This window comes from Streptococcus anginosus (assembly GCF_001697145.1).
In the GTDB taxonomy this organism is placed as follows: domain Bacteria; phylum Bacillota; class Bacilli; order Lactobacillales; family Streptococcaceae; genus Streptococcus; species Streptococcus hominis.
In genome coordinates this window covers 1,278,544-1,304,327 of record NZ_CP012719.1, presented here as the reverse complement: position 1 = coordinate 1,304,327, position 25,784 = coordinate 1,278,544, and the positions used below count along the sequence as shown (strand labels likewise).

Genomic DNA, 25,784 nt, shown 5'->3' with positions numbered 1-25,784 from the left:
TCATTTTGTAATAAGTAGTACATTTTTTTGAGAAAATTCATAACATTTGATATAATAGAGCTTATGAAACAGCTTACGATTCCTTCTTATACTGAAGAAAACATAAAAAAAGGACGATTTGTTTTAGAAAAACAAGATTTTCCTTCACTTTCTTTTCATCATCAAGTCGTAGAATTGGTAAACGCAAAAGGAAATTTTGTAGGCATCGGATACTTATCGGAGCAAAACAAAGGGATTGGGTGGTTTATTTCACATAAGAAAGTAACTTTAGATGTCTTGTTTTTCTGTCAGTTATTTCAGTGTGCGAAAGAAAAGCGACAAGTTTATCAACAATCAAAAGAGACAACAGCTTACCGCCTTTTTAATCAAGAAGGAGATGGTTTTGGTGGGTTGACAATAGATTTGTATCAAGAATATGCTGTTTTTTCTTTGTATAATCTCTTTGTTTACGAGATTAAAGATACTATTGTTCAAGCATTTCAGCAGGTTTTTCCAGAAGTTACAGGAGCGTATGAGAAAATTCGTTTCAAGGGTTTGAATGTTGAATCTGCTCATTTATACGGGCAAGAAGCGCCAGCATTTTTCCCAATTTTGGAAAATGGCGTTCGTTATAAAGTATTTCTAAATGATGGATTGATGACAGGAATTTTCCTTGATCAGCATGAGGTGCGTGGTAGCTTGGCAGACGGTCTAGCAGCTGGTAAGTCGCTGTTAAATATGTTTTCCTACACGGCAGCTTTTTCGGTTGCGGCAGCGATGGGAGGAGCCAGTCAGACAACCTCCGTTGATTTGGCAAAACGAAGTCGTGAGCTATCTGAAGCCCATTTTAGAGAGAATAATCTTGACTTAAGCAACCATACATTTTTTGTGATGGATGTATTTGACTACTTTAGATATGCTAAGAGACATGGTTTGACTTATGATGTAATTGTGTTAGATCCGCCGAGTTTTGCAAGAAATAAAAAACAAACTTTTTCTGTGGCGAAGGATTATCATAAGTTAATTGCTCAGTCTTTAGAAATTTTAAATCCCCAAGGGATTATCATTGCTAGTACAAATGCTGCGAATGTTTCACGTACTAAGTTTAAAAAAGAAATTGAAAAAGGTTTTGCAGGAATAAAGCACCGTTATTTGAAAGAATACGGTTTACCAGCAGATTTTACTTATAATAAAAAAGATGAAAGAAGTAATTACCTCAAGGTATTTACCATTAAGGTGAACAAATGAAATTAGTCGTATCAGTGATGCCGAAAAATTTAGAGGAAGCGCAGAATATTGATAGCTCGCGTTATGATGACGCGGACATTATTGAATGGCGTGCTGATTTTTTAGCAAAAGATGATATTTTGACCGTTGCACCTGCTATTTTTGAAAAATTTGCTGGTCGTGAATTGATTTTCACTTTGAGAACAATTGGCGAAGGTGGAAATATTGAATTGACGGATGATGAATATATTTCTACCATTAAGGAAATCTCAACGATTTATCAGCCAGACTATATTGATTTTGAATATTTTTCTCACAAAAATAGATTTGAGGAAATGTTGGATTTTCCAAATCTTGTTTTGAGCTATCATAATTTTGAAGAAACGCCTGAAAACATGATGGAAATTTTATCTGAATTGACCAGTTTGACACCAAAAGTGGTGAAAGTTTCTGTTATGGCACGTAGCGAGCAAGATGTGTTGGACTTGATGAACTATACGCGTGGTTTTAAAACCTTAAATCCAGATCAGGATTTTGTAACGATTTCCATGGGTCAAATTGGAAAGATTTCGCGGATAACAGCAGATTTAACAGGCTCGAGTTGGTCATTTGCAAGCTTGGATGAATCCAGTGCGCCAGGTCAAATTTCTCTTACTAATATGAAGCAAATTCAGGAGATTTTGAATGAAAATTGACGGCTATACTCGTTTAGTGGCAGTTGTCGCCAACCCAATCAAACACAGTATTTCTCCTTTTATCCATAATGCAGCGTTTGAGCAAACGGGCGTTAATGGAGTTTATGTGGCTTGGGAAATCTCACAGGATGACTTGAAAGCAACTGTTGAAAATATTCGTCGTTACGATATGTTTGGAATCAATTTGTCTATGCCTTATAAACAGGCTGTGATTCCTTTTTTAGATGAGCTCACGCCGGCTGCGCAGATGATTGGGGCGGTGAACACTGTCGTGAATCAAAATGGAAAATTGATTGGTTATAACACAGATGGCAAGGGATTTTTTATGAGCTTGCCTTCTTTTGTCATTAAAGGCAAAAAAATGGTCATGCTTGGAGCTGGTGGAGCTGCGACAGCGATTATTGTGCAGGCAGCTCTAGATGGTGCTGAGGAGATTTTTGTGTTTACGCGCCAGTCCTCTTTTGAACGCGTTTCACAGAAAATGAAGGAAATTCAGCAGAAGACTGCAACGAAGATTTGGGTATTGCCTTTAGAAAATCAAGAATTATTGCAAGAAAAAATTAACGTTTCTGCTTTATTGGTCAACGGGACCAGTTTAGGCATGGACGGTAAGGCTTTACCAATACCAAGCAGTATTCGTTTACCACATTCACTTCTTGTGGCAGATGTAATTTACCAGCCGTTTGAAACCCCATTTTTAAAATGGGCAAAAGGACAAGAAGTTGAAGTAGTGAATGGCTTGGGAATGTTGTTGTATCAGGCGGCAGAAGCATTCAAATTGTGGACAGGAAAAAAAATGCCAACTAAAGAAATTTGGCAGGCATTGGAAAAAAAGTACAAATAAGGGGTTGCCTATGAAATTAAATGTGAATATTCCCAATCATCCTTACGATATTGTCATTGAAAAAGGTACTTTAGCCAAAGCTGGAGAATGGCTGGCAAGTTTATGGTCAGCTCAAAAGATCGTTGTTATCACAGATAATCATGTGGCAAGTCTGTATGCTGAAACGGTTAAATGTAGCTTAGAAGCTGCTGGTTTTGAAGTGTTTGTATTTGATTTTCTGGAAGGTGAAGCTAGTAAAAATTTAACAACAGTCAATAAAGTTTATGAATTTCTCGCTAAAGTAGGGATGACTCGCAGTGATGGTATTGTTGCCTTGGGTGGCGGTGTGGTCGGTGATTTGGCTGGCTTTGCCGCTTCAACTTATATGCGAGGTATTCATTTTGTACAGATACCGACGAGTTTGACAGCTCAGGTAGATTCTTCGATTGGTGGAAAAACAGGAGTCAATACGCCGTGGGCTAAGAACATGGTGGGTACTTTTACTCAGCCGGACGGGGTTCTGATTGACCCAGATGTTTTAAAAACTTTAGGACAACGTGAATTGATTGAAGGCATGGGAGAGGTCATCAAGTATGGTTTGATTGAGGATGTGGAGCTGTGGCAGGAACTGTCTGACATGGATGGTAGTCCAAAATCCATTTTGGAGCACGCAGAAAGTATCATCTATCATTCTTGCAATGTCAAACGAAAGCTAGTAGTGGAAGACGAACTTGACAATGGTGTGCGCCTTTATCTAAATTTTGGACATACGATTGGTCATGCAGTGGAGGCGACTGCTGGTTATGGCAAAGTCATGCACGGAGAAGCTGTGGCTATTGGAATGGTTCAGGTAGCGCGTGTAGCAGAAAAAAAGGGGCTGATGCCTAAAGGAATTACCACAGATATTGAGCAGATGTGTCGCAAATTTGGGCTTCCAGTTGATTATCAACCTTGGCGACAAGAAGAACTCTATCATGCCTTACTTCATGATAAGAAAGCTCGGGGCAAGACAATCAAATTAGTCATTGTTCCAGAATTAGGCAGGACTGCCATTCATCAGATTCCTTTAGAAGAGATGAAAGATTATTTAGAAAAGTAAGTGCTAAATAGCAACAACAGATGAGGTAATTAAATGAGATATTTAACTGCTGGGGAGTCACATGGACCGCGTTTGACAGCTATCATTGAAGGAATGCCAGCTGGGCTTCCTTTGACAGCTGACTATATCAATGCAGAGTTGAAACGCCGTCAGGGCGGATATGGTCGTGGAGCTCGTATGAAAATAGAGAGTGACAAAGTGGAAATTACTTCTGGTGTTCGGCATGGGCGAACCATAGGGGGACCGATTACACTCAATGTGACCAATCTAGATCATCAAAAATGGTTGGACATCATGAATGTAGCAGATGTGGAGGACAAGAAAAAAGAGCTGCGCAAGATTACTAAACCTCGTCCGGGTCATGCAGATTTGGTCGGAGGTATGAAATATCGTTTTGATGATCTGCGTAATTCATTGGAGCGCTCTTCTGCGCGTGAAACGACCATGCGGGTGGCGGTGGGAGCAGTTGCTAAGCGTCTCTTAGAAGAAATCGGAGTTGAGGTGGCTAGTCATATCGTAACTTTCGGTGGCATTGACATTGAGATACCTGAAAATCTGACCATTTCTGAAATCAAGAAACGCGCTCGTCGGTCAGAAGTTTCGATTGTCAATTCAGAGCAAGAAGAAGAAATCAAAGCCTATATTGATCAGATAAAGAAAGATGGCGACACGATTGGTGGAATTGTTGAAACCATTGTCGGTGGTGTGCCAGCTGGGCTTGGTTCCTATGTTCAATGGGATAGAAAACTAGATGCTAAAATTGCTCAAGGAGTGGTTTCTATCAATGCATTTAAAGGTGTGGAATTTGGAGTTGGTTTTGAAGCAGGGCGGCTTAAGGGCAGTCAGGTGATGGATGAAATAATCTGGTCTAAAGAGGACGGCTTTACTCGTCGTACTAACAATCTAGGTGGTTTCGAGGGCGGTATGACCAACGGAGAACCTATTGTAGTGCGTGGAGTGATGAAGCCGATTCCAACTCTCTACAAGCCACTTATGAGCGTTGATATTGAGATACATGAGCCTTATAAGGCAACGGTGGAGCGAAGCGATCCGACAGCTCTTCCAGCTGCTGGTGTTGTTATGGAAGCTGTTGTTGCAACAGTGCTTGCAACTGAGGTTTTGGAGAAATTCTCTTCGGATAATCTGGAAGAATTAAAAGAAGCCGTTCAACAATACCGCAATTATGTGAAAGGATTTTAATGCTCACCTATATTTTTACAATGACTTTGGTCGGAATTTTTGCAGGAATTTTGGGAGCTTTGCTAGGACTTGGAGGTGGAATTGTTATTACGCCTGTGCTGACTCTTTTATTTGGGGTGGACATCAAGTATGCAGTCGGAGCTTCTATTATTGCGGTTTTAGCAACTAGTTCAGGTTCTGCGATTGCCTATCTCAAAGATGACATGCTCAATCTGCGCATTGCCATGTTTTTGGAAATTTTCACAACTTTAGGAGCTTTTGTAGGCGCAATGTTATCAGTAATAACAGATTCACAAGTCCTTTTCTTACTTTATGGCGCTCTCATGCTCTTTCAAGCATTTAATATGTACCAGAAGATTCATGACAAAAAGGACAATCAGAGTGTGAGTCACAATGATGCTATCGCAGAGAAATTAAATCTCGGTGGTGAATATTTTGACAAAGGTCTCAATAAAACAATCAAGTACCAAGTGACCAATGTCCCTGGTGGCTCTGTTGTCATGTTTTTTGCTGGTGTTATGTCGGCGCTTTTAGGAATTGGTGCGGGTGCTTTCAAAGTATTGGCCATGGATACTGTTATGAAAATGCCCTTAAAAGCTAGTTCAGCGACTTCTAACTTTATGATGGGAGTGACAGGAACGGCTTCAGCTATCTTTTATCTTTTTGTAGGGCAAATCAATCCGGTATTGGTTACGCCAATCGCCTTAGGTGTTTTAGCAGGTTCTTTCATCGGAAGCCGCATCATGCCTTATGTGCCTGTAAAAGTATTGCGCTGGATTTTTCTAGTCGCTTTATTAGCTTTGGGTGTGCAGATGTTTATACGAGGTATGCAATGACAGATAAAATGCAAGAAGAAAAAGAGCAGCTAGATTTGGTCATGGGAAAAATTCTTCGCATAGGGATTTTTCTCTCCATCCTTTTTATGTTTATTGGCTTGGTTCTTTACCTTTTTAGTGGTCAGCAGGTCATTTCTTTAAAAAATTTGGAACAGTTTAATCCAGTTGCCTATGTAAAGAGTCATTCCATTTTTGATGCAGTGACGTTTATGTTGCTGGGGGCTTTTATGCTTATTTTGACACCGATTTTTCGAGTGATTTCAACATTTATCATTTTTGTCAAAACAAAAGATAAAATGTATACGATTTTCACAGCGATTGTTATGGTTATTATTTTAGTGTCGATTGTTCTGGGATTTATCGTTGAGCCAAAGTAAGGAGTAAGCATGGTAAAGAAAGTTATTTATATTGCGGGTCTTGGTTTGATTGGTTCATCAATTGCACTTGGAATTCGACGTGATCATCCAGACTATACTATATTAGGTTACAATCGTGGAGAAGAATCCCGAAAAATTGCCCTTGAAAAAGGCATGGTAGATCAAGTGACCAATCAGTTTGCTGAATTTGCTCCTCTGGCAGATGTGATTATTCTTGCTGTCCCTATCAAGCAAACCATTGAGTTTATCAGGCAATTAGCAACTCTAGATTTGAAAAAAGGTGTGATTATCTCAGATGCAGGCTCTACCAAAGCTGAAATTGTAGCTGCTGCTGAAGAAGCTCTAAAGGAAAAAACTATTCGATTTGTAGGTGCTCATCCGATGGCTGGTAGTCATAAGTCAGGTGCTAGTGCAGCAGATATAAATCTCTTTGAAAACGCCTATTATATTTTTACTCCGTCTCATTTGACGAAAGAAGGCACGATAGCAGAAATGAAGAATCTCTTATCTGGTCTGCATGCTCGCTTTATCGAGATTGATGCCAAAGAGCATGACCGGGTCACCAGCCAGATTAGTCATTTTCCGCATATCCTCGCTTCTAGTCTTATGGATCAAGCCGCTGCCTATATTCAACAGCACGAAATGACGCAGCATTTCGCTGCTGGGGGATTTCGTGATATGACACGGATTGCAGAAAGTGAACCGAGCATGTGGACTTCGATTTTATTGACAAATCCAGATGCTATTTTAGAGAGGATAGAGGATTTTAAGAAGCGATTGGATACTATTTCACTTGCTATTCAGAATAAAAATGAAGATGTGATTTGGAATTTCTTTCAGCATGGTCGTCAAGTGCGAAAAGCTATGGAAATTCATAAACGAGCAGGTGTGGATAGCTTTTATGACATTTTCATCAATGTTCCCGATGAAGAAGATGCTGTTTTAGGAGTGTTGGAACTTCTAAGGGGAACATCCATTGTCAATATTCACATTAACGAAGAAAATCGCGAAGATATTAACGGAATTTTGCAAATTACCTTTAAAAATCGCGAAGATTTGGAAAAATCTGCTAAAATAATAAGAGAAAAGACACACTATCAAGTCTTTTTAGATTAAGGAGGAAAACTATGTCAAATATTTATGATTTAGCGAATGAATTAAGCCGTACTCTACGTGACCTTCCTGAGTACAAAGCCGTTGTCGAAAGCAAAAAAGCAGTAGATGCTGATAGTGAAGCAAAGAACCTTTTAAAGGACTATCTAGCTTTCCAACAAGAACTGCAAGCTATGGCGCAATCAGGTCAAATGCCAACGCAAGAAGTGCAAGACAAGATGAAGTCGTTTGGGGATAAGATTCAAGGCAATCCTGCCCTGACTGAATTTTTCAATAAACAACAACAATTGTCTATTTATTTGGCTGATATTGAACGCATCATTTTTGATCCAGTTCAAGAATTGTTGAAATAAGGTTATGATTCAAGCTGATTCAAGATTTTGGTCAGCTTTTTATGTGCATGAAATCCATAGGAGAAGAAAGGATGCAATAAATACGAGAGAATTTTCTGAATATTTCCACTAAATACTTGTATTTTACTAATTTTTGAGTATAATGAAATGTATCAACTAGACAGATTTTCAGTTTAATGGTGAAGCTGAACGGTGTATTGTATGGAGGTGCTTTATGTCACGCAAAATTGCGATTATTGGTATGGGAAATGTTGGTGCCGCAGTCGCGCATGGTCTGATTGCGCAAGGAGCCTTTGATGATTATGTGTTGATTGATAAAAATGAAGCAAAAGTCAAAGCAGATGCACTTGACTTTCAGGACGCCGCAGCCAATTTGAATCATCACGCAAATATTATTGTTAATGATTATCAGGCGTTGGCAGATGCGGATGTGGTGGTGTCGGCACTGGGCAATATCAAATTACAAGATAACCCCAACGCCGATCGATTTGCGGAATTACCCTTTACATCTAAGGAAGTTCCTTTTGTCGCTGAACAATTGAAAAAAGTTGGATTTACAGGGATTATCATTGTTATTAGTAATCCAGTAGATGTCATTACTAGTCTTTATCAACACTATACTGGTCTGCCTAAAGAGCGTGTTATTGGAACGGGAACGCTACTGGACACAGCTCGTATGAAACGTGCAGTTGGTGTTCGCTTTGGTGTTGACCCTCGAAGCGTTTATGGCTACAATCTTGGAGAACATGGGAATTCTCAATTTACAGCTTGGAGCCAAGTACGGATAAAAGGGCAACCGATTTCTACATTTGCTTCAGTCGAGAAGTTGGATGAGATTGCTCTAGAAGCCCTTAAAGGAGGGCATACCGTCTTTTATGGCAAAAAGTACACATCTTATGGCATTGCGAGCGCAGCTATCCGTTTAGCAGTAGCTCTTGTATCAGATTCACATGAAGAATTGCCGGTGTCAAATTATTATCAGCCATTAGACACCTACCTGAGTTATCCAGCGATTGTAGGACGTGAGGGAATTGTTGAGCAAGTCAAACTTAGTTTAACGGAAAAAGAGGAAGAAAAATTAGCGTATTCTGCACAATTCATCAAGCAAAAATTTGCAGAAAGTTTATAATTTTAAGAGGGTGAGGAAAAGTTGAATTCAACGAAATGAAGCTTTTTCCCCGCTCTCTTTTGTTTCCCTTCTCTTTTTATGGTACAATATGTAAAAAGAATCAGGTATGAGGTTTTCTATGCAGTTACGAACAAATGCAAAGGGATTAGCTGGGTGCGTTCGTGTGCCGGGTGATAAGTCTATTAGTCATCGATCGATTATGTTTGGTAGTTTGGCCAAAGGAGTGACAACGGTTCACGATATTTTGCGTGGTGAAGACGTCTTATCAACCATGCAAGTTTTTCGTGATTTAGGTGTTCAAATTGAAGATGACGGCAATGTAGTAACGATTCATGGAGTGGGTTTTGCTGGTCTTCAAGCGCCGACAAACAAACTGAATATGGGAAATTCTGGAACCTCCATTCGCTTGATTTCAGGTGTATTAGCTGGGCAAGATTTTGCGGTGGAAATGTTTGGCGATGATAGTTTATCTAAACGTCCTATGGATCGCATAACGATTCCTCTTCGTCAAATGGGGGTGCAAATCGCTGGACGAACTAATCGTGATTTGCCACCGCTCACCATTCATGGGAATAAGAACTTACAGCCCATTCATTATACCTTGCCTGTGACATCTGCTCAGGTTAAATCTGCTTTGATATTTGCGGCTTTACAAGCTCAGGGCGAGTCTGTCATTGTGGAAAAAGAAATGACCCGCAATCATACAGAAGATATGATTAAACAATTTGGCGGTCAGATTTCTGTCAATGGAAAGGAAATCCGCATTCAAGGTGGACAAGAGTTTACTGGACAGAACGTGTTGGTACCAGGAGATATTTCTAGTGCGGCTTTCTGGATAGTAGCAGGACTTATCATTCCCAATTCTAAGATTATTTTGGAAAATGTTGGTATCAATGAAACACGGACTGGCATTTTGGATGTTGTCAAGGCTATGGGTGGAAATATAAACTTGTCCAATATAGACAGAGTTGCTAAGTCTGCTACTATAACGATAGAGACATCTGAATTAATCGGCACAGAAATTGGCGGAGAAATTATCCCACGTTTAATTGATGAATTGCCAATCATTGCACTTCTTGCCACGCAAGCTAAGGGGCAAACGGTGATTCGTGATGCAGAGGAACTAAAAGTAAAAGAAACAGACCGTATCCAAGTTGTGGCAGATGCACTAAATAGCATGGGGGCTGATATTACTCCGACAGAAGACGGCATGATTATCAAAGGGAAAACGTCTCTTCACGGTGCTAAAGTTCATACATTTGGCGACCACCGAATTGGCATGATGACGGCTATTGCAGCCCTTTTGGTAAACGACGGTCAAGTCGAGTTGGAGCGCGCCGAAGCTATCAATACGAGTTATCCGAATTTCTTTCATGATTTGGAGGATTTACTTCATGCCTAAAATTTTGATTGGTTTCATGGGGGCTGGGAAAACAACGGTTGCTAGCTTGCTAGATGAGAATTTTATTGATATGGATGAGCTTTTGTCAGAGAGACTGGAAATGCCGATTAAAGAATATTTTGAGCAGTATGGCGAAGCAGCTTTTCGGCAAAAAGAAAGTGAATTATTAAGAGAATTGCTACAGTCAGAACAAGTCATCTCAACCGGTGGTGGCATCATCAGCAATGCTCAAAATCGCGAGTTGTTAAAGCAGAACGCTGAAAATATTTATTTAAAAACAGATTTTGAAACGCTTTACCAGCGTCTTGAAGAAGATCAAGCTCACCAGCGCCCACTTTATTTGAACAATAGTAAAGCTGATTTGAAAAATCTTTTCGATCAACGTCAGGCTTGGTATGAAGAAGTGGCTACAAAAATTATTGATGTGACTACTTTGACGCCGAAACAAATCGTGGAGGTGTTGCAATGAAAGTTGGATTTTTAGGTCCGAAAGGTTCTTTTTCTCATCATGTGGCGCAAGAAGCATTTCCAACAGATACATTGGTGGCTTTTGAAAATATCACGGAAGTTGTCAAAGCCTACGAGACAGGTGAAGTGGATTATTCTGTAGTGCCAGTTGAAAATTCAATTGAAGGAAGCGTTCATGAAACATTGGACTACCTTTTTCATCAAGCAGCCATTCATGCTGTGGCAGAAATCGTCCAGCCAATCAAACAACAATTATTGGCAACGGCAGCTGATAAGCCAGTAGAAAAAATCTTTTCTCATCCGCAGGCAATTGCGCAGGGGAAAAAATATGTTCGCCAGCATTATCCACAAGCTAAAATCGAAATAACAGCTAGCACAGCTTATGCGGCTCGTTTTGTGGCTCAGCATCCAGAAGAAAATTATGCAGCCATTGCTCCTAAAACTGCAGCTAGTGAATATAATTTGCAGATTATTGCAGAAGATATTCAAGAAATGGACGAGAATTTCACCCGTTTTTGGTTGCTGGGACAGTCGATTCCGACTTTGTCATTATATCCTAAGGAAAAGAAAATAACGCTTGCTTTGACTTTGCCAGACAATTTGCCCGGTGCTTTATACAAAGCTCTTGCAACTTTTGCTTGGCGGGGAATTGACTTGACAAAGATTGAAAGCCGCCCGTTGAAGACCGCTTTGGGAGAATATTTTTTTATTGTGGACATCAATAATGAAAAAGAGGATTTAGTGTCATTTGCGATGAAAGAGTTAGAAGCGATTGGCATTACTTATAAAATTTTAGGAAATTATACCGTTTATACTATTTCAGAACAGTAGATTGGAGCAATCATGGGTAAAAAATCAGATAATCTCAGCCACCATGAGCAGTTGAGACTGGACTATCTTTACAAAAATATCCATTATTTAAATGAACGCGAGAAAAAAGAATATCAATATCTTCTGAGAAAGCAAGAAGGAGACCAAAGAGTAGAGTTAGCTCGTGAATCGAGAGGGACCTTTTCTGACCAACAAGTACCTGAGAATTTTGGTTACACCGAGCAGGGACTCCCTCAATATCCAGAGAGAAGTCGCCGTAATAAACGAGCTAAATCAGAGCACATACCAACTAATGCGGCTGAAAGTGTTGTAGAAAATATACCCAAGCCTAAAAAGGAAAAACGGCATAGAAAAATACGTGTGAAGCGGATTCTAGCTTGGCTTGCTTTAATTTTTGTTCTCATTATAGGGGGTATGCTTTTTATGTTTATAAAGGGGCTAAATACCTCTAAAAGTAATCCAAACGCAAAGGCCGCTCAAACGGAAGTCTTTCACGGCAAGGACACAAAAGACGGTGTGAATATACTTATTTTGGGTACAGATGGACGAATTGGTCAATCTTCTTCTGAAACGCGGACAGATTCGATTATGGTCTTAAATGTTGGTGGAAAAAATAAAAAAATGAAACTCGTCAGTTTCATGAGAGATACGCTCGTGCATATTGATGGAGTCAGCCAAGGTTCTGGTTATGATCAAAAGTTAAATGTAGCATATGCCATTGGAGAGCAAAATAATAATCAAGGCGCTGAATTAGTACGTCAAGTGCTGAAAGACAATTTTGATATTGACATTAAGTATTATGCCTTGGTTGACTTTTCGACCTTTGCGACAGCTATCGATACCCTTTTCCCAAATGGTGTTGAAATGAATGCGAATTTTTCAACTATCAATGGTGAAAAAGTGAGTGAAGTACAGGTGCCGGACGACCTCAATATGAAAGACGGCGTGGTTCCAGAGCAGACGATTAAGGTTGGCAAACAGCGAATGGACGGTCGCACGCTTTTGAATTATGCGCGTTTCCGTAAAGATGATGAAGGAGATTTCGGCCGAACACGTCGCCAACAAGAGGTGATGAGCGCGATTATTCAGCAAGTAAAAGACCCAACGAAGCTCTTTACAGGCTCTGAAGCGCTTGGCAAAGTATTTGCTTTAACTTCGACCAACGTTCCGTATAGTTTTTTACTAACGCACGGCTTGTCTTCTCTTACCAATGCTCGTAATGGTGTTGAAAAGGTGACCATTCCTGAAAATGGAGATTGGATAGATGCTTATGATATGTATGGCGGTCAAGGACTGTTAGTTGATTTTGAAGCCTATAAAGCAAAATTAGCACAATTAGGACTCAGATAAATGATATAATAGAAAGTGATGATGCGGTCGCTTTCTTTTTTTGGGAAATGGCAGAGCTGATAGAAAGAGAAATATATGTTAAAAAAGAATGATGTGATAGAAGTTGAAATTGTGGATTTGAGCCATGACGGTGCAGGAGTGGCTAAGGCAGAGGGGTTGGTTTTCTTTGTAGAGAATGCTCTGCCTACGGAACGTATCCGTATGCGCATACTGAAAGTCAATAAAAAAATTGGTTTTGGCAAGGTAGAAGTCTATCTGACGAAATCCCCTTATCGAAACGAAGATGTTGATGTGGCTTATCTGAGGACAGGTATTGCTGACCTTGGGCATCTAAAATATAGTGAGCAATTGAAATTTAAAACCAAGAAAGTTAGAGATAATCTTTACAAGATTGCTGAAATTGCAGATATCGAAGTAGCACCAACCCTTGGTATGGATCACCCTCTACATTATCGAAACAAAGCGCAGGTTCCTGTTCGCCGTGTCAATGGACAGCTAGAAACGGGATTTTTCCGAAAAAATTCGCATGATTTAATGCCAATTGAGGATTTTTATATTCAGGATTCAGTTATTGACCAAGTCGTTTTGGCAGTGCGGGATTTGCTGCGTCGTTTTGACCTGAAACCTTACGATGAGAAAGAGCAATCTGGTCTGATTCGTAATATTGTGGTTCGTCGTGGACATTACTCTGGTGAAATCATGGTTATTTTAGTGACAACTCGTCCGAAGATTTTCCGTGTAAATCAGTTAATTGAACAGTTAGTTGTGCGATTTCCGAATATTAAATCTATCATGCAGAATATTAACGACCAGTCAGGTAATGCGATTTTTGGGAAGGAATTTCATGTACTGTATGGACAAGATTATATTACTGACCGCATGCTGGATAATGACTTTCAAATTGCTGCCCCAGCATTTTACCAAGTCAATACAGAGATGGCAGAGAAACTGTATCAAACGGCGATTGATTTCGCTGAGTTGAGTACAGAGGATATTGTAGTGGATGCCTATTCGGGAATTGGCACCATTGGATTGTCAGTTGCGAAACACGTCAAAGAAGTCTATGGCGTAGAGGTTATCCCTCAAGCAGTTGAAAATAGCAAAAAGAATGCTGAGCTAAACAGTATTAGCAATGCCCATTATGTTTGTGATTCAGCAGAAAATGCTATCAAAAAATGGCTAAATCAAGGTATAAAACCTAGTGTCATCATGGTTGATCCGCCACGTAAAGGTTTGACTGAAAGTTTTATCAAATCAAGTGTCAGCATGAATCCAAAGAAAATCATCTATATATCTTGTAATGTAGCCACTATGGCGCGTGACATCAAGCTCTATCAAGAACTAGGCTATAAACTCACAAAAGTTCAGCCTGTGGATTTATTTCCAATGACACATCATGTGGAGTGCATAGCGTTGATACAAAGAGTGAAATCGTGAAAATCCTGCATTTTAAGCAGTTTTATAAGCATTATGTATTTGTAGAAGACGGAGAGGGAGGACGAAAAAAAGTCCTAAAAAATTATATTGATGTGAATGTTTGCATTGATATGGTGTGTGGAGATACAAAGAATGCTTTAGAAAGTGAGGACTACTAAATGATGAGATGGATAATAAAAATAATCTTGTTTCCAATTAGCTTGGTGTTAAGTATCCTCACAGCATTTCTGACATTTCTACTTGGTATCGGAACAGCCCTACTATATTTGTTGATGATGTTTTGCATATTTGGAGCAATTGCCTCTTTTATGCAAAAAGAAGTTGCCATCGGAATCGAAGCATTGATTATTGGATTCTTAGTTAGTCCATACGGAATACCAATGGTTGGAGCAGCAGTTATAGCTTTTTTACAAGGTATCAATGAAGCAATAAAATCAATCTAAAAATTTCATAAAAATGGTTACCAAAGGCGATAGAGAAAAAAACTATCGTCTTTTTCTTTGCTAATTTTTAAGGAGGGAGGTGAAGCGATGGACTTTGACTATTTCTATAACAGAGAAGCGGAAAGATTTAACTTCTTAAAAGTACCGGAGATATTAGTTGATGGAGAAGAATTTCGGGGCTTATCAGCAGAAGCAATTATCCTTTATTCCATGCTTCTGAAACGCACAGGAATGTCTTTTAAGAATAACTGGATAGACAAGGAAGGCAGAGTATTTATCTATTTTACTGTTGAAGAAATTATGAGAAGAAGAAATATCTCAAAGCCGACAGCTATAAAAACATTAGATGAACTCGATATGAAAAAAGGAATCGGACTGATTGAAAGAGTAAGGCTTGGGCTTGGTAAGCCGAACATCATATATGTTAAAGACTTTATGAGCATATTAGCGGTAAAAGAAAATGACTTTCAGAAGTCAAAAAACTTAACTTCAGAAGTAAAAGATTTTAACCTCAGAAGTAAAGAAAATGAACTTCAGGAAGTTCAAAATCTTGACTCTAACTATATAGAGAATAATAAGAGTAAGTACAGTAAGAGAGAATATAGTTTTGGTGAAAACGGGCTTGGAACATTTCAAAATGTATTTTTAACAGCAGAAGATATATCCGATTTACAAATCATAATGAACTCACAGCTTGATAATTACATTGAGAGATTATCTGCATATATCAAAAGCACCGGAAAGACCTATAAAGACCATAAAGCGACAATCCTTTCTTGGTTTTATAAAGATCAGGGAAGAAGTAAAGAAGTGAAAACATCAAATATCCCGACATGGGAAGAATATGATAAAGGAGAACACCTATGATGAAAGAATTAGAAAAAGTAATGATAGAAGATGTAGAGTATTCTTACGATCCTGAAAAAGAATATATCAAGGATGGACACGCATTTTGTAAAGTTTGCCATGAAAGAAAAGACGGAAAAGTGATGGAGTTCTTTGATAACAAGATGATATTTAAGATTTCTTGCAAATGCGATAGAGATAGAGAGGCAAGAGAAAAAGAAAGACAAAAGCAGATGGAGATTGAACGATTAAAGAGTAGCTGCTTTAACTCGATTATTCAGTGGTCATACACATTTGAAAATTATCAGGGAGAAGAAAATCAAAGCCTTATCATTGCAAAGAACTTTGTAAAAGACTATGAGGAAATGAAAAAAGAAAATATCGGACTTCTTTTTTATGGCTCAGTAGGTAGCGGAAAGACCTATCTTGCCTGCTCCATTGCAAATAGCCTTATTGAACAGTATCAAATAGGCGTTAAAATAAGAAATTTTGCACAGATTATCAATGAGCTACAAAAGGGAGGATTTGATTTTGACAAGAACGCATATATTGAATCCCTTGTAAATACTTCCGTTCTTATCTTGGATGACTTAGGAATAGAAAGAGATACAAGCTATGCCAAAGAGCAAGTATATAACATCGTGAATAACAGGTACTTAAAACAGAAACCGACTATCTTTACCACTAATCTTTCCTATGACACAATCCAAAATTGTAAGGATAGCGTAGAGTATCAAAGAATCTACTCAAGAATCATAGAGATGTGTATTCCTGTTATGGTTGTAGGAGAAGATTTTAGAAAGGTTATTCAAAAGGACAAACTGAATCGGAATAAGGACAGACTGCTGAATGGAGGTGAGAGAAGTTGATCAATGAAGAAATAGCAAGAAAAACGCTGAATATGGAAGTTAGAGCTGCTAAAGTAACAGGAAAGCTAATTCTGAACTTATTAAAGAAATTGATGAAAGAAGCAGAAAAACTTGGAGGACTTGAAAAACTGGTTAATGCTAACGGAAATGAAGTAAAGCTCAAAGATATGGTTAAAAAGGGACAGCTTGAAGAAATTCCGGTAGAAGAAGCGGAGCTGAAAGAACTGAAAAAGGAACTTAATCGGTATGGGGTAAAGTTTTCAGTAATGAAAGATAAGGAAAGCGGAAAATACTCTGTATTCTTTCAGGCAAAAGACATGAAAGTAATGGATAAAGCCTTTAAACATGCTCTTTCGGAATCGGAAAAGAAAACGGAAAGGAAAGAATCTATCCACAAGAATATTGAAAAGTTCAAGGAGATGGCAAAGAACTCTATTTCTAAAGATAAAGTCAAGAATAAACAAAAGGAGCAGAGCCTATGATAGATAAGATACTAAAAGACATCAAAGGCTTATTCAAAGTGCAAGATAAGGCAAAGTTTCTAAAGCAGAACATTCCCTATCTTGCATTTTTCTATGTGGGCAATATCTTTTCTCACCATGTAAGAGCTTATACAGGTGGCGATGTGATAGATAAAATCTTTCAAGGAATATTGGAGCTTAATACCATGAGCTTTATTCCGAGTATTCATCCAACTGATATTTTAATGGGTGTGGGAGTGGCAGTTTTAATTAAATTTATCGTCTATACCAAAGGCAAAAATGCAAAAAAATTTAGACAAGGTAAAGAGTATGGCTCAGCTCGATGGGTTGCATAATATTAACTGAACAGGAGTGATATATAGACACGAGAAAAGGAGGATATTGCATGATAGAATATCATAATAAAATCACAGCACTATACTCCCGCCTTTCAGTTGGTGATGAAGATAGAGACGGTGGCGAGAGTAATAGTATTGTCAATCAAAAAGCATTTTTAGAAAGATATGCAAGAGGTAAAAAGCTGATAAACATTCGCCATTATATCGACGATGATGAAAGCGGTAGGTTCTTTGACCGTTCAGCTTATACACAGATGATAAGCGATGTAGAGCAAGGCAAAATCGGAATTGTAATCATGAAAGATATGACGAGATGGGGAAGAGATTATCTTCAAGTCGGTAATGCAATGGAGATATTTAGAAGAAACAATGTACGCTTTATCGCCATCAATAACGGTATAGACAGTATTGACCAAAACACATTGGAATTTGCCCCCTTTATCAACATCATGTCAGAGTGGTATGCAAGAGACATCAGCAAGAAAGTAAAAACAGGAATTAAAACCAAAGGAGCAAACGGAAAGCCTGTCGCAACAGAAGCTCCATACGGCTATATAAAAGACCCTGAGAACAAAGATTATTGGATAGTAGATAAAGAAGCTGCCGAAGTTGTAAAACTCATTTTTAGGCTATTTATGGAGGGGAAAAACAGAAATCAGATAGCCGTTTATCTGAAAGAAAAAGAAATACTAACCCCAACCTTTTATATGAAACGACAAGACAGAGGAACAGCCAAAAGCAAACCTCTCAATGAAGAAAATCGCTATAACTGGAACAAAGCAACCATAACACGCATACTGAAAAGACAAGAGTATTGTGGCGATGTAGTCAACTTCAAGACTGAAAAGCATTACAGAGATAAGAGAAACCATTATGTAGATAAAAGCAAATGGCAAATAACAGAAAATGTTCATGAGCCGATAATAGATAGAACTACCTTTGAAAATGTAGAGCGTATGTTAAAAAACGCACCTGTCAAAAGACCAAACGGAGATGGAGAAATTCACGCACTATCAGGACTGATGTACTGTAAGGATTGCGGAACAAAAATGCACATTCGCACCATACACAAAAACAAAAAAGTACAGCATGTAACCTATTGCAGTGAATATGCCAAAGGAAAAGCAAAGCACCCTAAATGCAATTCCCCACATCGCATTGATGTAGATGAAGTTATGGAAAATATTGCAGAAGTCTTACGAAAGATAGCACAGTATTCTTTGGAAAATAAGACAGAGTTTGAAAAACTTGTAAAAGAGAGCTTGTATAAAGAGCAGACCGAAGAAGTCAAGAGAAATCAAAAGCGTATGCCACAAATCACAGACCGAATGGAGCAGATAGAAAGAGTGATGAATAAGCTCTATGAAGATAATGCACTTGGAAATATGGATACAGAACGCTATGAGCAGTTATCAAGAAAGTATGCAGAAGAATACTATACTTTAAAAGCAGAAAAAGAAGAAATCAAAGAACGCTTATCCGAATGTGAAAATGCAAGCCAAAGGGCAAAGAAATTTATCAGACTTGCAGAAAGTTATTCCAACTTTGAAGAACTTACTCCTACCATTATCAATGAGTTTATCAGTAAAATCGTTGTGCATGAAAGAGATGTAAAAAGAGCAAAATATGTTGTCCAAAGAATAGAGGTTTATTTTAACTATATCGGAAAATTTGAAAATGAACTTACAAAACAGATAGAGCCGACAAAAGAAGAAATACTACAAATGAGGGAAGAAATAGAAGAAGCAAAGAAAGAAAAAGCAAGGGCATATCGTAGGGCATATTACAAAGAATACAGAGCAAACAATCTTGAAAAGTGCCGAGAGTACGAGAAATTAAAAGCAAGAGAATACAGAGCAAAAAAGAAGTTACAAGCAACAACCTAAAACCAAATATCAATCAATCGCAAAAGAGGTTTCCTAATCACAGGAAATCTTTTTTTGTGCAAGTCGAAAGGAGGAACTAAATGGCAGAAAATACGAACACTCAAGTAAACGAAACACACGAAGAAGAACAAGAAGAATCCCAAAAGCCTGATGGCGTTTTAACAAAAAATATAAATGGAAAGACCTTTGTAACAGAGATATATTTTGATAAAAAGAGTAAAGAGACATTTCAAGATAAGCTGTTCAAAGTAATATATTCAAAGGGCAAATAGTAGTGAGTAGGGAAATCTGGCAGTAGAAAAAATGCCTAAAAAATGCTATAATATCAATAACTATTAAGAGAGAAATAACGAATTAAAGAGGTAACAATGAACAAAATTACTTGTATTTGTTTAGGTGTTAAAGATATGGAAAAGTCAATCAAGTTTTATAGAGATGGTTTAGGATATAAGACTGATTGCAAAGAAAATAATCCGGCGGTATGTTTTTTTGATACTCCGGGAACAAAGTTCGAACTATTTCCTTTGGAACAATTAGCAAAAGACATTGATGAAAATAATCCGCCAAAAGGAAATGGATTTTTCGGAATTACATTAGCTTACAATGTTGAACATAAAGAAGATGTTAATAGTGTAATTGACTTAGTACGCAATATTGGTGGAACCATTGTAAAAGAACCGCAAGATACTTTTTGGGGTGGATATCACGCATATTTTTCGGATTTAGATGGATATTATTGGGAAGTTGCATGGGGTCCAAATTTCAAGTTTGATGAAAATGGACTATTGAAATTTTAGTAATTAAGGGAGATAGAAAAATGGCTTCAAGTAAAAATATTTAGATTTCATTTTAGAACAACTATCCGAGTTGGAAGAAATAACATATAGATTAATGATGGGCGAATATATTGTTTATTATCGCGGAAAAATTGTTGGTGGAATTTATGATGATAGGTTTTTAGTGAAGCCTGTTAAATCTGCAATAGCATATATGCCAAATGCAAAGTATGAGTTACCATATGATGGAGCAAAGGAAATGCTATTGGTAGATGATGTTGACAACAAAGAATATTTAACAGGGTTATTCAATTCTATGTATAAAGAATTACCGGCAATAAAAACTAAAAAGAAAAAATGAACGGTAAATCAAAGCGGTATAATATTTTTCTGTATAGGCAACAAGTTTAAGGAGGAAAGATTATGGATTATAAAGAAATAAAGCTTAATGTTTCAAATAATAAAATTAAAGAATATAAGCAATTTGAGGGCTTAAAATTATATTCTGATATTTTTAAATCTGAAGATGAAAAGGTATTGATTAACAAAAGAATATATGTTACAAAAAAACAGAATTATGTTTATTACGAAAGAACAGATGTAAATTGGAATTATTGGTCAAGCGAAAGAAATTATAATTCAACATTTAATCCGGAGAATGATAGTAAACACAACATTATATTTGAAGTTTCATCAGAATTAAGCGATTTTATTAAATATTTGGGAGAAGAAATAATTCGGAAGATTGAATTGAAACAGCACAATGGAGAAATTGTTGAGATATTAGATATTTGATTGTGTTATGAAGAATGAAGCATTGACTGAAAATATAATATCTACTCAAGCACGTAAAATTCCTATTTTTAGTAATATCAATTAAATAAAAAATAGTATAAAAACAGTAAATCAAAAAAGGTTTACTGTTTTTCTTTACTCAAAATTAGAAAGGGAGGAAACGAGAAAATGAAAAACATTGAAGAAAAAATCTTAATGGCAGATGAAGAAATCAAGCAGTTACAAAACAAAAGGAAAAAGCTCATCAGTCAGCAGAAACAGGAAGAACGAAAAAAGAGAGATAAAAGGATATATGAAAAAGGGGCAGTCTTTGAAAGTATATTTACAGAAAGCAAGAACTTAACCAAAGATGAATTTTATCAGCTAATCACATCTCTAATTCGTAAAGAAGAAGCCAATATCAAAATAAAAAAAATCATAGAAAGCAGAGAAGAAACAGAAACTCAAAACATAAAAAAAGAAGATGAAGAAACGGACATAGAAGAATAGTCCCTTGTTTACAAGGGCGCACATATACACCTTAACAGGTGTGTGCGTTCTCCGAAGGCTCTTGGCAGAGGGCATATCAGCTAACGCTGATACAGGGGAGCTACACTCCCCTACGGAAATAAATTTCCTACCCCTTGTGTACTTCCCAAAAGAAATCGGATAAAAAGCTATCCGATTTTTTTAGGAAGTCTTATCTATCGCCACATCAAAGTATCAGAAAAACGAAAGGAGGTTTTCTCTTATGGCGATATATCATCTTTGCATAAAGATTATTTCAAGAGGCAAAGGCAAAAGTGCAGTAGCAGCTTCCGCCTATCGAAGTGGCGAAAAGATAAAAAATGAATATGACGGTATAATCCATGATTTTACAAGAAAAGGTGGAATAGCTCATACAGAAATTCTTTTACCACAAAATGCACCACAGGGATTTTTAGAGAGAGGAACATTATGGAACAGTGTAGAGAAAATAGAAAAAAGTAAAAACTCACAACTTGCAAGAGAAATTGAAGTTGCCTTACCCAAAGAATTAGACAGAGAAAAACAAATAAATCTTGTACGAGAATATGTAAAAGAAAACTTTGTAAAAGTCGGTATGTGTGCTGATATTGCCCTACACGATAAAAATGATGGGAACCCACATTGCCACATCCTACTAACCATGCGACCACTAAATGAAGATACAACATGGGGAGCAAAATCAAAAAAAGAATATATCCTTGATGAAAATGGCGAGAAAGTAAAACTTAAAAATGGTAATTACAAGACAAGAAAGATAAATACAACCGATTGGAACGAGCAAGACAAAGCAGAAGAGTGGCGAAAGGCATGGGCAGACATTACAAACAAATATCTTGAAGAAAACAGCATACAGGAAAAAGTAGACCATCGTTCTTATCAAAGACAAGGCATAGAACAAATACCGACCATTCATTTAGGAGTATCAGCAACCCAAATGGAAAAGAAAGGTATAGCTACAGACAGAGGAAATATCAATAGAGAAATCAAACATCAAAATATGATTTTAAGAGAAATTTCAAGAAGAATAAAAGCATTGCTTAATTGGATAAGAGGAATAGGCAAAGAAGAAAAAACAGAAAACGAAAATACAAAGTCCACCCTCCCACCCAAAGAAAATTTACAATCAATCTTTGAAAATCTTATCCATAAAAATGCAGATAAGAATAATGCAGACTTAGAGAAATATATTGAGAGTTGTCAATTACTAAAAGAGAAAAACATCAATTCATTATCTGAACTGAAAGAAAGCATTACCGATTTACGAGATAAGAATTATAAGACCACAAGAGCTTTAAAAGACACTGAAAAGAAGATTGATGAAAAAACACAACTCATAGACCAATCAGAAAAATATTTGAAGTACAAGGACACCTACAAAGCCTATACCAAAACCAAGAAAAGCAAACAGGAAGATTTTTATAACGAGCATACGGCAGAGATTCTTTTATTTGAAAGTGCCAAGAAATATCTGAAAAAGCATTTAGGTGAAAGTAAGACCTTGAATATATCCAAATGGAAATCAGAAGTTGCCAATTTGAAAAAAGAGAAAATGAGCCTTTACAATCAGATATTAGAGATACGAGAAGAAGTAGGACAGGCAGAAAAAGTTAAGACCTGTATAGAGCAGTTACAGGAACAAAAAAAGCAACTATCACAGGTAAAGAGGAATGAGTTAGACCTATAAAATCAATCGGAAAAATGGTATAATTATAAATAGTTATTTGATTTTGGAGGAGCTTAAATTTATGAATGAAAGAGAGAAAATCATTCGTTTATGGTTTGATATGTGGCTTACACAACAAGACTTAGGGATAGATGAAATTTTTTCTGATGATGTAATTTATATTGAGAGTTGGTGTCCTAAGTATGAAAACCGTCAAACAGTAAAGCACTGGTTTAATGAGTGGAATACAAGAGGGATAGTGCTTGCGTGGGATATAAAGCAATTTTTTCATAAGGATAATCAAACTATTGTAGAATGGCACTTCAAAAATAAAATGAATGAGGGGAAAGTTGAAGAATTTGACGGTATTTCTTTGATTGTTTGGACAGCCGATAATAAGATAAAAGCATTAAAAGAGTTTGGCTGTAATTGCAATAACTACAATCCTTATAAAGAGAGTGAAACACCCTTATTTAGAGATGAAAAAGCAAATTGGTTTTGAGGAGATAAAATATTGATAGAAAGTAGACCTGAGTTTGATAAAATTACATCGTTTGATGAATTTAGTAAATACTATTGGTATCGTGAAGAACTTTCACAGATATGCAAGTCATTAGGATTAGAATATAGAGGTATAAAACAAGAACTCAATTATATTATTGAGCAGTACTTTAAGGGCAATTTGATTAAAAAATCATCAATAAAAAATGAAAAGAAACAAGTAGAAACTATTACCTTAGATACGCCATTACTTGAATGTGGGTTCTCCTTTAACACACAATTTAGAGAATATTTTTCAATTTTAACAGATGTTTCACCATTTAAATTTACTGCTGATATGGCTACTGCTTGGAGAAAAATAAAAAGAGAAAATGATTTGAGTTTTACAATTCAAGATATGCTGAAAGTTTATTATGGAAAATCGGATTATGCCAAGTATGATAATTCGGTTTGTCAATGGAATCAATTTTTAAAGGATTTCTGTGCAGATGAAAATAGTTGCAACTATTCAAATAAATTAAAAGTAGCTTCCATTCTTTGGAAAGAAGTAAGAAATTCAAGAAATGAAAAAATTTATTCAAAGAATCTTTTGACTGAATATGCTCATAAAATAAAAGAGTATTGCAAGTAGGATATTTTCAGCTTGATAAACTAACAATTTAATAAAAACTAACACATGAACAGTAAATCAAAAAAGGTTTACTGTTTTTCTCTGCCCAAAAGAAAAAAGCCTTATAGAAAAAGCATCCATATATATAAAAAGGTACTTGACAAAACGCTTCCTGGGGAACGACAAAAGATATTCAGCCTTATGTAGATGAGAAGTTTCAAAATAATATCTTGCTTACTCAAACCGAACGATTAACCATGAATGGCAGACCGGCAAATCCAAAGTATGCAAGAAATAAAAATGTTTTGGTTATAGGTGGTTCTGGTTCAGGAAAGACAAGATTTTATGTAAAGCCAAATCTAATGCAAATGCACTCATCATATTGTGTAACAGATCCTAAAGGAACGATAGTCATTGAATGTGGTAAGATGCTTGAAGATAACGGTTATGAGATAAAAATCTTAAATACCATCAACTTCAAAAAGAGCATGAAGTACAATCCATTCGCCTACCTTAGAAGTGAAAAAGATATACTCAAATTAGTGCAGACAATCATTGCAAACACAAAGGGTGAGGGTGAAAAAGCAGGTGAGGATTTTTGGGTCAAAGCCGAAAAACTCTACTATACAGCTCTTATTGGATATATCTTCTATGAAGCTCCAAGAGAAGAAAAGAACTTTGCAACACTCCTTGATATGATAGATGCTTCAGAAGTTAGAGAAGATGATGAAACATACATGAATCCTATTGATAGATTATTTGAAGCATTGGAAAAGAAAGAACCTACGCACTTTGCAGTTAAGCAATATAAGAAATACAAACTTGCTGCGGGAAAAACGGCGAAGTCTATTCTTATTTCTTGTGGAGCAAGACTTGCCCCTTTTGATATTCAGGAGCTTAGGGACTTGATGAAAGAAGATGAGCTTGAGCTTGATACACTGGGAGATAGAAAGATAGCACTCTTTGTTATTATCTCTGATACAGATGATACCTTTAACTTTGTAGTGTCTATTATGTACTCACAGCTATTTAACCTACTTTGTGATAAGGCAGATGATGAGTACGGAGGAAGATTACCTGTTCATGTAAGGTGCTTGCTTGATGAGTTTGCAAATATAGGCTTAATTCCCAAATTTGAGAAATTGATTGCGACAATCCGTTCAAGAGAAATTTCAGCAAGTATTATCTTGCAGGCACAATCTCAGCTAAAAGCAATTTACAAGGATAATGCAGATACGATTGTAGGTAACTGTGATAGTACCTTGTTTCTTGGTGGTAAGGAAAAGACAACACTTAAAGAACTATCTGAAACACTGGGGAAAGAAACCATCGACCTATATAATACATCGGAAACAAGATCTAATGCCAATAGTTACGGACTCAATTACCAAAAGACAGGAAAAGAGTTGATGAGCCAAGACGAGATAACAGTCATGGATGGTAGTAAATGTATTTTTCAGCTTCGAGGTGTCAGACCATTTTTGTCAGACAAATTCGATATTACAAAGCACAAGAATTACAAACTTTTGGAGGACTATGACAAGAAGAATTTGTTTGATATTGAAAGCTATATGAAGCGAAAAGGGAAAGCAAAATTAAATAGAGAAACTCTTATTACAAGAGTGCAGTAAGTCTAAAGAACATAGATTTGCTGCTTTTTTATTACCTAAAATCAGGAGGCAAGATGGTAAGGATAAGAAGTCCCACTAAGGAAACAATTAAATAGTTTGAGCGTTAGCGATTGGAAAA

General features: G+C 37.0%; 28 protein-coding genes and 3 pseudogenes. All 31 read left to right on the top strand.

Annotated features, from left to right (window positions below; all coding sequences use genetic code 11):
* Positions 1 to 63: 63 nt before the first annotated feature.
* Positions 64 to 1,227 (top strand): class I SAM-dependent rRNA methyltransferase, encoded by a 1,164-nt coding sequence (locus SanJ4206_RS06290; RefSeq protein WP_003029023.1) that lies wholly within the window; start codon positions 64 to 66, stop codon positions 1,225 to 1,227.
* Complete coding sequence (gene aroD, locus SanJ4206_RS06285; RefSeq protein WP_003029024.1) at positions 1,224 to 1,901, top strand: type I 3-dehydroquinate dehydratase; 678 nt, start codon at positions 1,224 to 1,226, stop codon at positions 1,899 to 1,901. Before SanJ4206_RS06290 ends, aroD begins: the two co-directional genes overlap by 4 nt.
* A complete protein-coding gene (locus SanJ4206_RS06280) occupies positions 1,891 to 2,745 on the top strand; it encodes a shikimate dehydrogenase (RefSeq protein ID WP_003029025.1) in 855 nt (284 codons plus the stop codon). Before aroD ends, SanJ4206_RS06280 begins: the two co-directional genes overlap by 11 nt.
* A 10-nt stretch (positions 2,746 to 2,755) precedes the next feature.
* Positions 2,756 to 3,823 (top strand): 3-dehydroquinate synthase, encoded by a 1,068-nt coding sequence (aroB, locus tag SanJ4206_RS06275; RefSeq protein WP_003029026.1) that lies wholly within the window; start codon positions 2,756 to 2,758, stop codon positions 3,821 to 3,823.
* A 33-nt stretch (positions 3,824 to 3,856) separates the two neighbouring features.
* Entirely contained in the window at positions 3,857 to 5,023 is a 1,167-nt protein-coding gene (gene aroC, locus SanJ4206_RS06270; protein WP_003029027.1) for a chorismate synthase, read from the top strand.
* Positions 5,023 to 5,859, top strand: coding sequence for a sulfite exporter TauE/SafE family protein (locus SanJ4206_RS06265; protein ID WP_003029028.1), 837 nt, complete (start codon positions 5,023 to 5,025; stop codon positions 5,857 to 5,859). Before aroC ends, SanJ4206_RS06265 begins: the two co-directional genes overlap by 1 nt.
* Positions 5,856 to 6,236, top strand: coding sequence for a DUF1634 domain-containing protein (locus SanJ4206_RS06260; RefSeq protein ID WP_003029029.1), 381 nt, complete (start codon positions 5,856 to 5,858; stop codon positions 6,234 to 6,236). Before SanJ4206_RS06265 ends, SanJ4206_RS06260 begins: the two co-directional genes overlap by 4 nt.
* A 9-nt stretch (positions 6,237 to 6,245) precedes the next feature.
* Positions 6,246 to 7,352, top strand: a complete 1,107-nt coding sequence (locus SanJ4206_RS06255; RefSeq protein ID WP_003029031.1) for a prephenate dehydrogenase — start codon at positions 6,246 to 6,248, stop codon at positions 7,350 to 7,352.
* 11 nt (positions 7,353 to 7,363) lie between these two features.
* Positions 7,364 to 7,702, top strand: a complete 339-nt coding sequence (locus SanJ4206_RS06250; protein WP_003029032.1) for a YlbF/YmcA family competence regulator — start codon at positions 7,364 to 7,366, stop codon at positions 7,700 to 7,702.
* 214 nt (positions 7,703 to 7,916) lie between these two features.
* The gene (locus SanJ4206_RS06245; protein ID WP_003030966.1) at positions 7,917 to 8,831 is read left to right on the top strand and encodes an L-lactate dehydrogenase; all 915 of its coding nucleotides are present in this window, start codon (positions 7,917 to 7,919) and stop codon (positions 8,829 to 8,831) included.
* A gap of 118 nt (positions 8,832 to 8,949) precedes the next feature.
* Entirely contained in the window at positions 8,950 to 10,233 is a 1,284-nt protein-coding gene (gene aroA / locus SanJ4206_RS06240) for a 3-phosphoshikimate 1-carboxyvinyltransferase (RefSeq protein WP_157622076.1), read from the top strand.
* A complete protein-coding gene (locus SanJ4206_RS06235) occupies positions 10,226 to 10,702 on the top strand; it encodes a shikimate kinase (RefSeq protein WP_003029038.1) in 477 nt (158 codons plus the stop codon). Before aroA ends, SanJ4206_RS06235 begins: the two co-directional genes overlap by 8 nt.
* Positions 10,699 to 11,532, top strand: a complete 834-nt coding sequence (pheA, locus tag SanJ4206_RS06230) for a prephenate dehydratase (RefSeq protein ID WP_003029040.1) — start codon at positions 10,699 to 10,701, stop codon at positions 11,530 to 11,532. Before SanJ4206_RS06235 ends, pheA begins: the two co-directional genes overlap by 4 nt.
* Before the next feature lie 12 nt (positions 11,533 to 11,544).
* Positions 11,545 to 12,882 (top strand): LCP family protein, encoded by a 1,338-nt coding sequence (locus tag SanJ4206_RS06225; protein WP_003029042.1) that lies wholly within the window; start codon positions 11,545 to 11,547, stop codon positions 12,880 to 12,882.
* Positions 12,883 to 12,957: 75 nt separating this feature from the next.
* A complete protein-coding gene (gene rlmD / locus SanJ4206_RS06220) occupies positions 12,958 to 14,319 on the top strand; it encodes a 23S rRNA (uracil(1939)-C(5))-methyltransferase RlmD (RefSeq protein WP_003029043.1) in 1,362 nt (453 codons plus the stop codon).
* Positions 14,316 to 14,477, top strand: coding sequence for a hypothetical protein (locus tag SanJ4206_RS06215; RefSeq protein WP_001843395.1), 162 nt, complete (start codon positions 14,316 to 14,318; stop codon positions 14,475 to 14,477). Before rlmD ends, SanJ4206_RS06215 begins: the two co-directional genes overlap by 4 nt.
* Positions 14,478 to 14,480: 3 nt before the next feature.
* Positions 14,481 to 14,762, top strand: coding sequence for a CD1845 family protein (locus tag SanJ4206_RS06210; RefSeq protein ID WP_025172472.1), 282 nt, complete (start codon positions 14,481 to 14,483; stop codon positions 14,760 to 14,762).
* Between the two features lie 87 nt (positions 14,763 to 14,849).
* Positions 14,850 to 15,629: a replication initiator protein A gene (locus SanJ4206_RS06205; RefSeq protein ID WP_037582660.1), complete on the top strand. Its 780-nt coding sequence runs from the start codon at positions 14,850 to 14,852 to the stop codon at positions 15,627 to 15,629.
* Positions 15,626 to 16,477 (top strand): ATP-binding protein, encoded by an 852-nt coding sequence (locus SanJ4206_RS06200; protein ID WP_003029046.1) that lies wholly within the window; start codon positions 15,626 to 15,628, stop codon positions 16,475 to 16,477. The genes SanJ4206_RS06205 and SanJ4206_RS06200 overlap by 4 nt, the downstream gene beginning before the upstream one ends.
* Positions 16,474 to 16,959: a PcfB family protein gene (locus SanJ4206_RS06195; protein WP_003029048.1), complete on the top strand. Its 486-nt coding sequence runs from the start codon at positions 16,474 to 16,476 to the stop codon at positions 16,957 to 16,959. The genes SanJ4206_RS06200 and SanJ4206_RS06195 overlap by 4 nt, the downstream gene beginning before the upstream one ends.
* Positions 16,956 to 17,285, top strand: a pseudogene (locus SanJ4206_RS06190) (VirD4-like conjugal transfer protein, CD1115 family); the annotation flags it as partial. The gene SanJ4206_RS06195 and the pseudogene SanJ4206_RS06190, both read left to right, overlap by 4 nt.
* A 59-nt stretch (positions 17,286 to 17,344) precedes the next feature.
* Positions 17,345 to 19,183 (top strand): recombinase family protein, encoded by a 1,839-nt coding sequence (locus SanJ4206_RS06185; RefSeq protein ID WP_157622074.1) that lies wholly within the window; start codon positions 17,345 to 17,347, stop codon positions 19,181 to 19,183.
* 80 nt (positions 19,184 to 19,263) lie between these two features.
* Positions 19,264 to 19,455, top strand: coding sequence for a hypothetical protein (locus SanJ4206_RS06180; protein WP_157622072.1), 192 nt, complete (start codon positions 19,264 to 19,266; stop codon positions 19,453 to 19,455).
* 96 nt (positions 19,456 to 19,551) lie between these two features.
* Entirely contained in the window at positions 19,552 to 19,980 is a 429-nt protein-coding gene (locus SanJ4206_RS06175) for a VOC family protein (protein WP_003031522.1), read from the top strand.
* A gap of 20 nt (positions 19,981 to 20,000) precedes the next feature.
* Positions 20,001 to 20,320: pseudogene (locus SanJ4206_RS06170) on the top strand (TfoX/Sxy family protein).
* Positions 20,321 to 20,382: 62 nt separating this feature from the next.
* Positions 20,383 to 20,754 carry an EXLDI protein gene (locus SanJ4206_RS06165; protein ID WP_003030991.1) on the top strand — a complete coding sequence of 124 codons (372 nt, stop codon included), beginning with the start codon at positions 20,383 to 20,385 and terminating at the stop codon, positions 20,752 to 20,754.
* Between the two features lie 168 nt (positions 20,755 to 20,922).
* Positions 20,923 to 21,243, top strand: coding sequence for a DUF3847 domain-containing protein (locus SanJ4206_RS06160; protein ID WP_157622070.1), 321 nt, complete (start codon positions 20,923 to 20,925; stop codon positions 21,241 to 21,243).
* A gap of 241 nt (positions 21,244 to 21,484) precedes the next feature.
* On the top strand, positions 21,485 to 22,945 hold the full coding sequence (mobQ, locus tag SanJ4206_RS06155; RefSeq protein WP_157622069.1) for a MobQ family relaxase: 1,461 nt from the start codon (positions 21,485 to 21,487) through the stop codon (positions 22,943 to 22,945).
* A 61-nt stretch (positions 22,946 to 23,006) separates the two neighbouring features.
* Positions 23,007 to 23,426, top strand: a complete 420-nt coding sequence (locus tag SanJ4206_RS06150) for a nuclear transport factor 2 family protein (protein WP_044958353.1) — start codon at positions 23,007 to 23,009, stop codon at positions 23,424 to 23,426.
* 12 nt (positions 23,427 to 23,438) lie between these two features.
* Positions 23,439 to 24,056: an SAP domain-containing protein gene (locus SanJ4206_RS06145; RefSeq protein ID WP_003030821.1), complete on the top strand. Its 618-nt coding sequence runs from the start codon at positions 23,439 to 23,441 to the stop codon at positions 24,054 to 24,056.
* Positions 24,057 to 24,199: 143 nt separating this feature from the next.
* Positions 24,200 to 25,666: pseudogene (locus SanJ4206_RS06140) on the top strand (VirD4-like conjugal transfer protein, CD1115 family); the annotation flags it as partial.
* Between the last annotated feature and the right edge of the window lie 118 nt (positions 25,667 to 25,784).

Bases quoted from the DNA above. Each gene is read 5' to 3' on its own strand.
- SanJ4206_RS06265 (WP_003029028.1), top strand. From the start codon at position 5,023: ATGCTCACCTATATTTTTACAATGACTTTGGTCGGAATTTTTGCAGGA.
- rlmD (WP_003029043.1), top strand. From the start codon at position 12,958: ATGTTAAAAAAGAATGATGTGATAGAAGTTGAAATTGTGGATTTGAGC.
- SanJ4206_RS06255 (WP_003029031.1), top strand. From the start codon at position 6,246: ATGGTAAAGAAAGTTATTTATATTGCGGGTCTTGGTTTGATTGGTTCA.
- SanJ4206_RS06160 (WP_157622070.1), top strand. From the start codon at position 20,923: ATGAAAAACATTGAAGAAAAAATCTTAATGGCAGATGAAGAAATCAAG.
- mobQ (WP_157622069.1), top strand. From the start codon at position 21,485: ATGGCGATATATCATCTTTGCATAAAGATTATTTCAAGAGGCAAAGGC.
- SanJ4206_RS06180 (WP_157622072.1), top strand. From the start codon at position 19,264: ATGGCAGAAAATACGAACACTCAAGTAAACGAAACACACGAAGAAGAA.
- SanJ4206_RS06245 (WP_003030966.1), top strand. From the start codon at position 7,917: ATGTCACGCAAAATTGCGATTATTGGTATGGGAAATGTTGGTGCCGCA.
- SanJ4206_RS06280 (WP_003029025.1), top strand. From the start codon at position 1,891: ATGAAAATTGACGGCTATACTCGTTTAGTGGCAGTTGTCGCCAACCCA.
- SanJ4206_RS06165 (WP_003030991.1), top strand. From the start codon at position 20,383: ATGGATTATAAAGAAATAAAGCTTAATGTTTCAAATAATAAAATTAAA.
- SanJ4206_RS06225 (WP_003029042.1), top strand. From the start codon at position 11,545: ATGGGTAAAAAATCAGATAATCTCAGCCACCATGAGCAGTTGAGACTG.
- SanJ4206_RS06175 (WP_003031522.1), top strand. From the start codon at position 19,552: ATGAACAAAATTACTTGTATTTGTTTAGGTGTTAAAGATATGGAAAAG.
- SanJ4206_RS06250 (WP_003029032.1), top strand. From the start codon at position 7,364: ATGTCAAATATTTATGATTTAGCGAATGAATTAAGCCGTACTCTACGT.
- SanJ4206_RS06235 (WP_003029038.1), top strand. From the start codon at position 10,226: ATGCCTAAAATTTTGATTGGTTTCATGGGGGCTGGGAAAACAACGGTT.
- aroD (WP_003029024.1), top strand. From the start codon at position 1,224: ATGAAATTAGTCGTATCAGTGATGCCGAAAAATTTAGAGGAAGCGCAG.
- aroA (WP_157622076.1), top strand. From the start codon at position 8,950: ATGCAGTTACGAACAAATGCAAAGGGATTAGCTGGGTGCGTTCGTGTG.
- SanJ4206_RS06200 (WP_003029046.1), top strand. From the start codon at position 15,626: ATGATGAAAGAATTAGAAAAAGTAATGATAGAAGATGTAGAGTATTCT.
- SanJ4206_RS06210 (WP_025172472.1), top strand. From the start codon at position 14,481: ATGAGATGGATAATAAAAATAATCTTGTTTCCAATTAGCTTGGTGTTA.
- aroB (WP_003029026.1), top strand. From the start codon at position 2,756: ATGAAATTAAATGTGAATATTCCCAATCATCCTTACGATATTGTCATT.
- SanJ4206_RS06260 (WP_003029029.1), top strand. From the start codon at position 5,856: ATGACAGATAAAATGCAAGAAGAAAAAGAGCAGCTAGATTTGGTCATG.
- SanJ4206_RS06205 (WP_037582660.1), top strand. From the start codon at position 14,850: ATGGACTTTGACTATTTCTATAACAGAGAAGCGGAAAGATTTAACTTC.
- SanJ4206_RS06290 (WP_003029023.1), top strand. From the start codon at position 64: ATGAAACAGCTTACGATTCCTTCTTATACTGAAGAAAACATAAAAAAA.
- SanJ4206_RS06150 (WP_044958353.1), top strand. From the start codon at position 23,007: ATGAATGAAAGAGAGAAAATCATTCGTTTATGGTTTGATATGTGGCTT.
- aroC (WP_003029027.1), top strand. From the start codon at position 3,857: ATGAGATATTTAACTGCTGGGGAGTCACATGGACCGCGTTTGACAGCT.
- SanJ4206_RS06185 (WP_157622074.1), top strand. From the start codon at position 17,345: ATGATAGAATATCATAATAAAATCACAGCACTATACTCCCGCCTTTCA.
- pheA (WP_003029040.1), top strand. From the start codon at position 10,699: ATGAAAGTTGGATTTTTAGGTCCGAAAGGTTCTTTTTCTCATCATGTG.